An 11247-nucleotide genomic window follows, 5' to 3' on the forward strand; every position below is an offset into this window, starting at 1 on the left:
TCAGGTATAAGGGGCTGACGATATCTGAGGTTCCCATTGCCCGTGCACGCTATTCGCGAATTGCCGCTCGATCAGTTGCTTCTCGGCGATGCCGTCGAGATGATGCGGATGCTGCCCGATGCGTCGATCGACTGTATTTTCGCTGATCCGCCCTATAATTTGCAGCTGCGCGGTGAGTTGCGGCGGCCTGATGATAGTCTGGTCGATGCGGTGGATGATGATTGGGATAAATTTGCCGATTTCGCGGCCTATGATGCGTTCACCCGCGCTTGGCTGAGCGAGTGTCGGCGGTTGTTGCATAAGGATGCGACGATCTGGGTGATTGGTTCGTATCATAATATTTTCCGGATTGGCGCGATTTTGCAGGATTTGGGGTTCTGGATTCTGAATGATGTGATTTGGCGTAAATCCAACCCGATGCCGAATTTTCGCGGGCGGCGCTTTACCAACGCGCATGAAACCTTGATTTGGGCCGCGCGCGAGCCGACCTCGCGCTATAAGTTCAATTATCAGGCGATGAAGGCGTTGAACGAAGATTTGCAAATGCGCTCGGATTGGACCTTGCCGCTGTGCACCGGCGCGGAACGGCTGCGCAATGATCACGGCTTGAAGCTGCACCCCACGCAAAAGCCCGAAGCCTTGTTGCATCGGGTTATCCTGGCAGCGACTAATCCTGACGACGTGGTGCTCGATCCGTTCGCCGGCACCGCGACCACGGCGGCGGTGGCCAAGCGGCTCAATCGGCATTTTATCGGGATTGAGCGGCATCCTGCCTATGTCGAGGCGGGTTGGGCGCGGTTGAAGGCGATGCGAGCGGCGCCGCCTTATTTGACATCCACCCTGTCGCGGCGGGATGTGCCGCGGATTCCGTTTGGCACCTTGGTGGAGCAGGGCATGGTTCCGGCGGGCACGGTGTTGCATGACCGGCTACGCCGGGTGCGCGCGGTGGTGGCGGCGGATGGGACGATCATTGCGGGGGCGGTGCGCGGCTCGATCCATCAGGTGGGGGCGGCGGTGCAGAATGCTGCGAGCTGCAATGGCTGGAGTTTCTGGCATATCGAGCGCGATGGCCGGTTGGTCGCGATTGATACGCTGCGCGCGACGATGCGCCTGTGAGCGCTGATCCACCGCCCGACCTCGCGTCGATGACCGGGTTCGCCCGGGTGGCTGAGCCGGGCGATGCGCTAGTGGTCGAGATTCGCAGCGTCAATGGCCGTGGGTTGGACCTGAAATTGCGCCTGCCGCCGGGGTTGGATCGGCTGGAGGCGACTTTGCGCCCGCTCGCCGAGCGGGCTTTGGGGCGCGGCAATGTAACCGCGACGATCAGCCGCAAGCGCGAGGAGCGGCCAGGGTTGGTGGTCGATCAGGCGGCGTTGGGCGCGATGCTGACGGCGATTGAGGAGATCCGCGCGCGCCTGCCCAACACAGCGCCGCCGCGTGCCGAGGCGGTGCTGGCGTTGCCCGGCGTGCTGAGCCGGGCGGACGCGGTTGATCAGGCGGATCCGGCGGCGGATCAGGCGTTGGAGCAGAGCATCGTTGGGTTGTTTGAGCGGGCGGTGGCCGCGCTGACCCTTTCGCGCCGGGCCGAGGGGGCGCGGCTTGCGGCTATTCTGGCGGTGACACTCGATCGGGTCGAGGATCTCACCCTGCGGGCGCGCCGCGTGGCGGCGGCGCAACCGGCGCTGCATCAGGCGCGGCTGCAGCAGGCGCTGGCGTCGTTGCTCGGCGGTGCGGAGCCGGTGGCGCCTGAGCGCTTGGCGCAGGAAATTGCGCTTCTGGCGGGAAAATCCGACGTGACTGAGGAGCTGGATCGGCTGGATGCCCATTGCGCGGCGGCGCGTGCTTTGCTCGCTGAGGCGCGGGGGGTTGGCCGGCGGCTGGATTTTCTGGTGCAGGAATTTAATCGCGAGGCGAATACGCTGTGCAGTAAATCGGCCTCGCTGCCATTGACCACGCTGGGGCTGGAGCTGAAAGCGGCGATTGAGCAATTGCGCGAGCAGGTGGCGAATGTGGAGTGAGGCGTGAGCAGGCGCGGATTATGCCTGGTGCTGGCAGCGCCTTCGGGCGCGGGCAAGACAACCTTGTCGCGCCGTTTGCTGGCGGCGGACACAGCGATTGCGCTCTCGATCAGCGCGACGACGCGCGCACCGCGCGCCGGTGAGCGCGAGGGCGAGCATTATTTTTTCAAGACCGATGCGCAATTCGCCGCGATGGTGGCGGCGGGGGCGTTTTTAGAGCACGCGACCGTGTTTGGCCGCTCTTATGGCACGCCGCGCGCGCCGGTGGTGGCCCGGCTACAGGCTGGGCAGGATGTGTTGTTCGATATTGATTGGCAGGGGTTCCGCCAAATTCGGGCGGCGCTGCCGGGCGATGTGGTTGGTGTTTTTGTCCGCCCGCCGAGCTTGGCTTCGTTGCGGGAGCGCTTGCAGGGGCGCGGCGATGCCGCCGAGGATGTGGCGCGGCGGATGGCGGCGGCGCAATCCGAATGGGCGCATCAGAGCGAGTTTGATTATATCGTGCGCAATGATGATCTTGAGCAGGCGCTGGGCGATTTGCGGGCGATCCTGCGCGCCGCACGGCTGGCGAGCGCGCGGCAAGACGATTTGGCGCTGATTGGCGAGGACGGCTAGAGCAACATCCGATCAGATGGAATCATCTGATCGGATAAAGTTGCTTGCCAAAACAATGAGTTAGAGCATTGTCGGTGAGCTTATGCGAACGGAAAATGCTCTAGAGTTTAATTATTCTGCATTATGTCGGTCTTATGCTTTAATTTGGCAATTAATGATACTGATTTGACGCCGGTGTGGTCATTGATGACCGGCCAATATTATGCGTCTGTTGCGCTCGGCATTGTCGCGTGATCGTTATGTCATCATCCGGATGCTTTTGATGTTGCGTTTTTCATGTATATGCAGCATGAGCGCGTAGGTTGTGCTTGGCGCAATCTCAGGGTGTTTCCACTGTTCAACCAGGCCAACGGGCCGAGGATCGGGGTATGGGTTTAGCAACGGTTATTTTTGTTGTTCTGGTCATTGGTGTGTTGATCATTGTCGATAGTGCGGCCCGATTAAAGGGCCATGATCTGTCGAAACTGCATGAATGGGGGCTGGGCGGACGGCAATTTGGCTTGGCGATGTCGTGGTTTCTGGTGGGCGGCGATGTGTATACGGCCTATACGTTTATTGCGGTGCCGGCCTTGATGTTTGGCGCAGGGGCCTTGGCGTATTTCGCGGTGTCCTACACGTTGATGGCCAATATTGTGCTGTTTGTGATATTTCCAAAATTATGGCGGGTTTCGGCGAAATATGGCTATGTAACCGGCGCTGAGTTTGTGCGCGCGCGCTATGGCAACCGGCTGTTGGCGTTGGCGATTGGCGTGACCGGCATTTTGGCAACGGTGCCTTATATCGCGTTGCAATTGGTGGGTATGCAGACGGTGATTGGCGCGCTTGGGTTTAATGGCACCGGCTTGGGCGCGCATTTGCCGTTGATCATGGCGGTGACGCTGGTGGCATTGTTTACTGTGACGTCCGGGCTGCGCGCGGTGGCGATGGTTGCGGTGGTCAAAAATATGCTGATTTTCTTGACGGTCATTATCGGATTCGTCGTGATCCCGGCGGCGTTGGGTGGATTTGGCGCTATTTTTGGCAAAGTATCGGCGGCTCATTTGCTGCTCGCGCATCCGCCGGCGGGGTCGTCGGGCCTGTATTCGGGCTATGCGACCTTGGCACTCGGCTCGGCGATGGCGCTGTTTTTATATCCGCACGCCATGACCGGCATTCTGGCCTCGCGCAGCCGCGACGTGGTGCGCCGTAACGCATTTTTGCAGCCGGCATTCGCCTTCATGCTGGGTTTGGTCGCGCTGTTTGGGGTGATGGCGGTGGCGGCGGGCGTGCGCAAGATGCCGCAATTTGCTGAGGGTTTTCGCATTTACGGCCCTAATTTCTCTTTTCCGGCGTTGTTGATCCATGCCATGCCAAGCTGGTTCGTTGGCCTTGCCTTCGCCGCCATTGCCATTGCTGCGCTGGTGCCGGCGGCGATTATGGGCATTGCGGCGGCCAATATTTTTACCCGCGATATTTGGCGGCAATTTATCGCGCCTTCGATGACGTCAGGGGCGGAAGCGCTGATTGCGAAGCTCTTCGCCATTGCGATTATCCTGGGCGGCTTGGTTTTCGAGATCGATTTGCCGCTCAAATACGCGATCCAACTGCAATTGCTTGGCGGGATGTGGATTATTCAGACCTTTCCCGCCGTGGTGTTCAGCCTGTTCACCCGCTTTTACAATGGCTGGGCCTTGCTTATTGGTTGGGTTGCGGGCTTTGGGATGGCGACCGATCTTGCGCTGCTGAACCATCTGAGCGGCGCGATTTACGCGTTTGATCTGTTCGGCTACACCGTGCCTTGCTATATCGCGGTCGTAACATTTTGCGTCAATGTGGTGGTGGCCACGGCGTTATCGCCGCTCTTTCATCGCATTGCCTCTGATCGCAGCCGTGATCGGACCGTTGCGTCGGATTATGCGTGAGGGGCCGCTTGCACGGATATCGATATTCGTTCTAGATCGCGCGCTGGGAACAGAAATATGATTTCGCCTTGCGGGGCCAAGCTTCTGGATCGTTTCGGGCCGAACCGTTGGTTCGAGAGGAATCGATCAGGTTGTCCTTGCCCGCTTGGTTATAATATTCGCGTCGCTGCGCGCTGGATCGTGCAGTGACATTTACCAAGGGGGGCTATGACGATGTCTGATCCACAAGATGTAACCGACCAAACCCCGGCGCGGTCCTCGCCGTTGCGGTGGCTGTTGCTGGTCCCGTTCATCGCGACGCTTTGGGTGCCGTTTTACAATAGCAAATCGCCGGAGCTTGCCGGGTTCCCGTTCTTTTACTGGTATCAGTTGCTCTGGGTGCCGTTATCGGCGGTGATTATTTTCATCGTCTATCGCGCTGAACGCTGAGGACTGCATCATGACCATTGCAACGGTTATTTTCGCCATCCTGGTGATTGGCGTGTTGATTCTTGGCTTCGTCGCGGCCCGCTGGAAGGGCGGCGATTTGTCGCAATTGCATGAATGGGGCCTCGGTGGGCGGCAGTTTGGTGTGCTGATCTCCTGGTTTCTGATCGGTGGTGATATCTATACGGCCTATACGTTCATTGCTGTGCCGGCCTTGATGTTCGGCGCGGGCGCGATTGCGTTTTTTGCTGTGCCATACACCATCGTCGCTTATCCGATTTTGTATGTGATTTTCCCCAAACTTTGGCGGGTTTCTGCTAAGCACGGCTTTGTCACCGGGCCGGAATTCGTGCGCGGGCGCTATGGCAATCGCTATCTGGCCCTCGCCGTTGGGCTGACCGGCATCCTCGCGACCATGCCCTATATCGCCTTGCAGCTTGTTGGTATGCAGACGGTGATTGGCGGGCTTGGCATCACTGGTGCTGGGTTGGGCGCCCGCCTGCCGCTGATTATTGCCTTCTTGGTGCTGGCCGCTTTCACCTTTACCTCTGGCTTGCGCGCACCGGCGATGATCGCGATTGTCAAGGATATCCTGATTTATTTGACGATCATTGTGGCGGTGATTGTTATCCCCACCGAACTGGGTGGTTTTGGCACGATTTTCGCCAAATTGGCGCCGGCGAAGCTGTTGCTCGCGCATCCGCCGAAGGGCGGGACTGGTATTTATTCTGGTTATGCAACACTGGCACTCGGCTCGGCCATGGCGCTGTTTTTATACCCGCATGCGATGACCGGTATTTTGTCGGCGCGCAGCCGCGAGGTGGTGCGGCGCAATGCGGTTATTTTGCCAGCTTACTCGTTCATGCTGGGGCTGATTACCTTGCTGGGCGCGATGGCCGCTGTGGCCGGGGTGAGCACGATGCCGCAATTCGCCAAAGGCTTTAAGGAATTCGGTCCGAACTTCTCGGTGCCAGCCTTGCTGCTGCATACGCTGCCCGGCTGGTTCGTGGGCGTTGCTTTCGCGGCGATTGCGATTGGTGCGCTGGTGCCCGCCGCAATCATGGCGATTGCCTCGGCGAATATTTTCACCCGCGATATTTGGCGGCAATTTATCCATGGGGGTGTTTCGCCGGCGCAAGAATCGATGGTGGCGAAATTATTCTCGATTGTGATGATCGTTGGAGCGCTGGCCTTCGTGTTTGGTTTGCCGCTGAAATATGCGATCCAGTTGCAGCTTTTGGGCGGGATGTGGATGATCCAGATTTTTCCCTCCATCGTGTTCAGCCTGTTCACCCGGTTTTATAATGGCTGGGCGCTGCTGATTGGCTGGGCCAGCGGCTTTGCTATGGCCACGCACTTGGCTCTGCTCAATCATTTGGCGGGTGCGATCTACCCGTTCCATATTTTTGGCATGGTTATCCCTTGCTATATCGCCATTGTGACCTTCGCGCTGAACGTGATTGTCGCGACGGTGCTATCGCCGGTGTTTCACGCTTTTGCCTCGGATCGCACCCGCGATGTCACGAGTGCGTCTGACTATGCGTGATCGTTTGAGATAGGCTGCTTCCATCCCGCCGATCGGTGATTTCACCGGTCGGCGGGATGATTTTTATATGATTTTTATGAAATGGGCCGGGTCTTCGGCTCGTTTTTTTATGCCCTGAGCGCCCATTGATCGGCGTTGTCCTGGCCTGCGCGATTGCGGCGCAATGATGCGGGACTGATCGAGTGGAGCGGATTATGGGGGATTTTTTGGCCATCACGGTCATGGTTGCGAGCTTTGCGCTGTTTGCCGTCTATGTCGTGTTTTGTGATCGGATCTGATGATGATTGACGTCGCCCTCGGTGCTGCTGTCTCGCTCGGATTGTTGTTTTATTTGGTTTGGGCCTTGATCCGACCGGAGGATTTTTGATCATGACACTCCACGGGCTTGGCTATATTGGCCTCGTGATGGGGGTCGTCCTGGCGGCTGCTATGCCACTTGGGCGCTATATTGCGATGATTTTTCGCGGCCATATACGTTTTGCCGGTCCCATCGAGCGGGGATTTTATCGCCTATGCGGGATTAACCCGGCGCGGCAGATGGGGTGGCAGGCTTATGCGATTGCGTTGCTGCTGCTGAGTGCGTTCCATGTGCTATTGCTCTATGCCATTTTACGGCTGCAAAATGATCTACCGTTTAATCCTCAGCATATTCCGGGCATGGCTCCGATGCTGGCGTTTAATACGGCAGTTAGTTTTGCTACCAATACTAATTGGCAAGCTTATGCACCGGAGGCCCAAATTTCGAACGGTGCGCAAATGTTCGGCCTCATGGTGCATATGTTCATCTCTGCCGCCGCCGGTATTGCCGTTGCTGCCGCACTGATGCGCGCCTTCGTGAGTGGTGGTTTGACCACGCTTGGTAATATCTATGTCGATATCACCCGAATAACCCTCTATCTCTTACTTCCCATTGCGTTGATTGCCGCCATCCTGCTGCTTTATGCCGGTGTTCCCCAAACATTTGCACCATTTGCAACGGTCCATCCACTCGCGGGCGGCGTGCAAACCATTGCGCGCGGCCCGGTTGCTTTGCAGGAGGCAATCAAGGAGCTGGGAACCAATGGCGGCGGGTTTTTCAATGCCAATTCGGCGCATCCTTTTGAAAACCCAACAGCGCTGAGCAATTTTTTTGAGATTTTTCTGATGTTGGTCATCGGGTTCGCTCTTCCGATCACGCTGGGCCGGATGATTGGGCGCCCGCGTGAAGGGATTGCGCTGTTCACGGCGATGGCACTGATACTCGGCCTCGCCATGGTTGGCGATTACGCGGCGGAGGCCGCGAATAATCCCATTTTGGTGCATGCGGGCATTGCCGCGCAGCCAGGCAATATGGTGGGTAAAGAGGTGCGCTTTGGCATTGCGCAATCCACGGCTTTCAACAGTGCCGCGACCGGCACATCAACCGGCGCTATCGATTCGGTAACGGATAGTTATACGCCACTCGGCGGACTGGTGCCGTTATTTCTGATGCAGCTTGATGAAGTGGCGCCGGGCGGCGTTGGCTCAGGCCTTTATGGCATGGTGCTGTTCGCGTTGCTCGCGGTGTTTGTTGCAGGATTGATGGTTGGGCGCACTCCGGAATATCTGGGTAAAAAGGTGCAAGCGCGCGAAATCAAGCTCGCGATGTTAGCAATCCTGGTGCAAACCATGTTCATCTTGGCGGGTGCGGGATTTTCGCTGTTGACCAAATCTGGCTTAGGTTCGCTCAGCAATGCTGGGCCGCATGGGTTGACTGAGATGTTGTATGGCTGGACTTCGGCCACGGAGAATAATGGCTCAGCCTTTGCGGGTCTATCGGCCAACACGCCGTTGCTTGATTATGGATTGGGCATGGCGATGCTGTTTGGCCGCTTTGCCGTGCTGATCCCGGTGCTCGCCATTGCCGGATCGCTTGCGCTGAAGCCGAAATTGCCGTCCTCCAGCGGTACGTTTCCCACCGATGGTGGCCTGTTCATTGGTTTATTGATCGGGGTGATCATCATTCTGGGTGGCTTGCAATTCATGCCCGCTGACACACTCGGGCCGCTCGCGGAGCATTATCTGATGAATGCGGGCAAGAGTTTTTAAGAGAGATCACGATGACCACAGACACGGATATTATCAGCCTGTTTGATCGTGCGATTCTGCGCCGCGCGAGCCTTGATGCGGTGCTGAAGCTCGATCCACGACAATTGATCCGCAATCCGGTGATTTTTACCACCGAAGTGATCGCCGCTTTGGTGACAATTGTTGGGCTGTTGCATTTGATCGAAGCCAAACCGAGCGCATTTTCACTGACGATTGCCGTGTGGCTTTGGATGACGGTGCTGTTTGCCACCTTTGCCGAGGCTGTTGCCGAAGGGCGCGGGCGCGTGCGCGCGGATGCGCTGCGCCGGGCGCGTTCGGACACGATGGCCAAATTGATCCTCGATCCACGGGTGCCTACCCTCTACAAGCCAACCGCTGCCTCCGATTTGCATTGCGATGATCTGGTTCTGGTGGAAACCGGCGACATCATTCCCTCGGATGGCGAAATTATCCAAGGTATTGCCAGCGTCAATGAGAGCGCCATTACCGGCGAGTCAGCGCCGGTGATCCGCGAGGCCGGCGGTGATCGCTCAGCGGTGACCGGTGGCACACAGGTGGTGTCGGATTGGTTGGTGGTGCGGATTCGTGCCGAGCCTGGCGCGACCTTTCTGGATCGGATGATTGCCCTGGTTGAAGGCGCTGAGCGGCGCAAAACGCCGAATGAGATTGCGCTTGATATTTTGCTGGCGGGGTTGACCGTCGTTTTTGTTATCGCGGTCGCGACCTTGCGTGGTTTTGCCGCCTATTCGCAAACCCATTTATCAATCGCGGTGTTGGCCGCATTGTTTGTGTGTCTGATCCCCACGACGATTGGCGGATTATTGTCAGCCATCGGGATTGCGGGAATGGATCGGCTGATCCGGTTTAATGTTGTGGCAACCTCAGGGCGGGCGGTAGAGGCGGCGGGCGATGTTGATGCGCTGCTGCTTGATAAAACGGGCACCATCACTTTTGGTAACCGCATGGCGGCGGCGATTTATCCAGCACCGGGGGTTGATGAACGCGCGATGGCGCAGGCGGCGTCGTTGGCCTCGCTGGGCGATGAAACACCCGAGGGCCGTTCGATTGTGGCGCTGATGCGTGAGCGCTACCAAATCAATGCCGAGCTGCCCGATCAAGCGGTTTTGGTGCCCTTCAGCGCCAATACGCGGGTTTCGGGGATTGATGTGGGTGTGCAGGCTTGGCGCAAAGGTGCTGTGGATTCGGTGTTGCAACTAACAGGTGCGCCCCCCGTGGAATTTACCGATGTCGTCTCCCGGATTGCGAGGGCAGGGGCGACGCCGCTGGCGCTGGCGGTCGATGATCATTTGCTCGGGGCCATTGAGCTGAAGGACATTGTCAAGCCAGGGATCAAGGAGCGCTTTGCTGATTTGCGGCGCATGGGTATTCGCACGGTGATGGTGACCGGCGATAACCGGATTACCGCCGCCGCGATTGCTGCCGAAGCTGGGGTGGATGACGTGATTGCCGAGGCGACACCCCAGGATAAGCTTGGCTATATCCGCAAAGCCCAGGAGGAGGGACGCCTGGTTGCAATGTGTGGTGATGGCACGAATGATGCACCCGCGTTAGCGCAGGCCGATGTGGGAGTCGCGATGCAAACCGGCACGCAGGCGGCCCGCGAGGCGGGGAATATGGTTGATTTGGATAGCGACCCCACCAAGCTGATCGAAATCGTGGAAATTGGCAAGCAATTGCTGATTACCCGTGGTGCGCTCACCACTTTTTCAATAGCCAATGATATCTCGAAGTATTTTGCGATCCTGCCTGCGATTTTTGTGGCCACTTATCCGGGTTTGGGGGCTTTGAATATCATGCACCTGACCTCACCGCGTAGTGCGATTTTGGCGGCGGTGATTTTCAATGCCTTGATCATTGTGGTGCTGGTACCGCTCGCGCTGCGCGGGGTAAAATTTCGCGCGGTGGGTGCTGCGGCACTCTTGCGCCGAAATTTATTGATCTATGGGCTTGGCGGCATCATTACGCCGTTTATCGGCATCAAGGCGATTGATTGGTTGCTCGGTGCCTTGCATATTTTTTCGTGATAGGAGGTATCATGATCCGCGAAATTCGTTCTGCTTTGTCACTCGTTTTGGTCGCAACCCTGATGCTGGGCGTGCTCTTGCCGATGGGTTTTACCGAATTGGCGCAATTTACAGCACCCTTCCAAGCGAATGGCAGCTTGCTCACGATCAAGGACCGAGTGATTGGTTCGGCATTGATTGGGCAAAATTTCGCTGGACACAGCATTGATGCGGCGCGTTGGTTTCAGCCCCGCCCATCGGCGCTCACCGGGACCAATGCGCAAGGGCAGACGATGCCGACGCCCTATGACGCTTCAGAATCCGGCGGCTCTAACGCGGGGCCCACGAATAAAATGATGATCGATCATGTTCGCGCGCGTATTGCCGCCTATCGTGCGGCCTATGGGTCGGGGCCGGTGCCTGATGATGCGGTGACCAGTTCTGGGTCTGGCCTTGATCCGGATATTTCACTGGCGAACGCTTTGCGCCAGGCACCATCGGTGGCGCAATCGCGGCATCTGCCGATCAATCTGGTGCGCCATTTGGTGCAGCATTCGGCAACGCACCGGTGGCTTGGTGTCATCGGCACGCCGCATGTCAATGTATTGAAGCTCAATCTTGCATTGACAGAGCTAAATGCGCGATGATCGGGC

Annotated in this window: 10 protein-coding genes; all 10 read left to right on the top strand. The window is 57.8% G+C overall.

The window, feature by feature from the left end:
- Nucleotides 1-51: 51 nt before the first annotated feature.
- The 10 genes from ACYUCQ_RS04665 to kdpC all read left to right on the top strand — a co-directional run bounded on the left by ACYUCQ_RS04665 (nt 52) and on the right by kdpC (nt 11241).
- Nucleotides 52-1116 (top strand): DNA methyltransferase, encoded by a 1065-nt coding sequence (locus ACYUCQ_RS04665; protein WP_460253508.1) that lies wholly within the window; start codon nt 52-54, stop codon nt 1114-1116.
- Entirely contained in the window at nt 1113-2018 is a 906-nt protein-coding gene (locus ACYUCQ_RS04670) for a YicC/YloC family endoribonuclease (RefSeq protein ID WP_460253343.1), read from the top strand. The genes ACYUCQ_RS04665 and ACYUCQ_RS04670 overlap by 4 nt, the downstream gene beginning before the upstream one ends.
- Nucleotides 2019-2021: 3 nt before the next feature.
- Nucleotides 2022-2630: a guanylate kinase gene (gene gmk / locus ACYUCQ_RS04675; RefSeq protein ID WP_460253344.1), complete on the top strand. Its 609-nt coding sequence runs from the start codon at nt 2022-2024 to the stop codon at nt 2628-2630.
- A gap of 368 nt (nt 2631-2998) precedes the next feature.
- Nucleotides 2999-4531 carry a sodium:solute symporter family protein gene (locus tag ACYUCQ_RS04680; RefSeq protein WP_460253345.1) on the top strand — a complete coding sequence of 511 codons (1533 nt, stop codon included), beginning with the start codon at nt 2999-3001 and terminating at the stop codon, nt 4529-4531.
- A 213-nt stretch (nt 4532-4744) separates the two neighbouring features.
- A complete protein-coding gene (locus ACYUCQ_RS04685; protein ID WP_460253346.1) occupies nt 4745-4960 on the top strand; it encodes a DUF3311 domain-containing protein in 216 nt (71 codons plus the stop codon).
- Between the two features lie 10 nt (nt 4961-4970).
- Nucleotides 4971-6503 carry a monocarboxylate uptake permease MctP gene (gene mctP, locus ACYUCQ_RS04690; protein ID WP_460253347.1) on the top strand — a complete coding sequence of 511 codons (1533 nt, stop codon included), beginning with the start codon at nt 4971-4973 and terminating at the stop codon, nt 6501-6503.
- Nucleotides 6504-6780: 277 nt separating this feature from the next.
- A complete protein-coding gene (gene kdpF / locus ACYUCQ_RS04695; protein WP_460253348.1) occupies nt 6781-6870 on the top strand; it encodes a K(+)-transporting ATPase subunit F in 90 nt (29 codons plus the stop codon).
- A gap of 2 nt (nt 6871-6872) precedes the next feature.
- Nucleotides 6873-8570, top strand: a complete 1698-nt coding sequence (gene kdpA, locus ACYUCQ_RS04700) for a potassium-transporting ATPase subunit KdpA (RefSeq protein ID WP_460253349.1) — start codon at nt 6873-6875, stop codon at nt 8568-8570.
- Nucleotides 8571-8581: 11 nt separating this feature from the next.
- The gene (gene kdpB / locus ACYUCQ_RS04705) at nt 8582-10615 is read left to right on the top strand and encodes a potassium-transporting ATPase subunit KdpB (protein WP_460253350.1); all 2034 of its coding nucleotides are present in this window, start codon (nt 8582-8584) and stop codon (nt 10613-10615) included.
- Nucleotides 10616-10626: 11 nt separating this feature from the next.
- Nucleotides 10627-11241, top strand: a complete 615-nt coding sequence (kdpC, locus tag ACYUCQ_RS04710) for a potassium-transporting ATPase subunit KdpC (protein WP_460253351.1) — start codon at nt 10627-10629, stop codon at nt 11239-11241.
- Nucleotides 11242-11247 lie beyond the last annotated feature (6 nt).

This window comes from Acidiphilium sp. MT5, assembly GCF_054767495.1.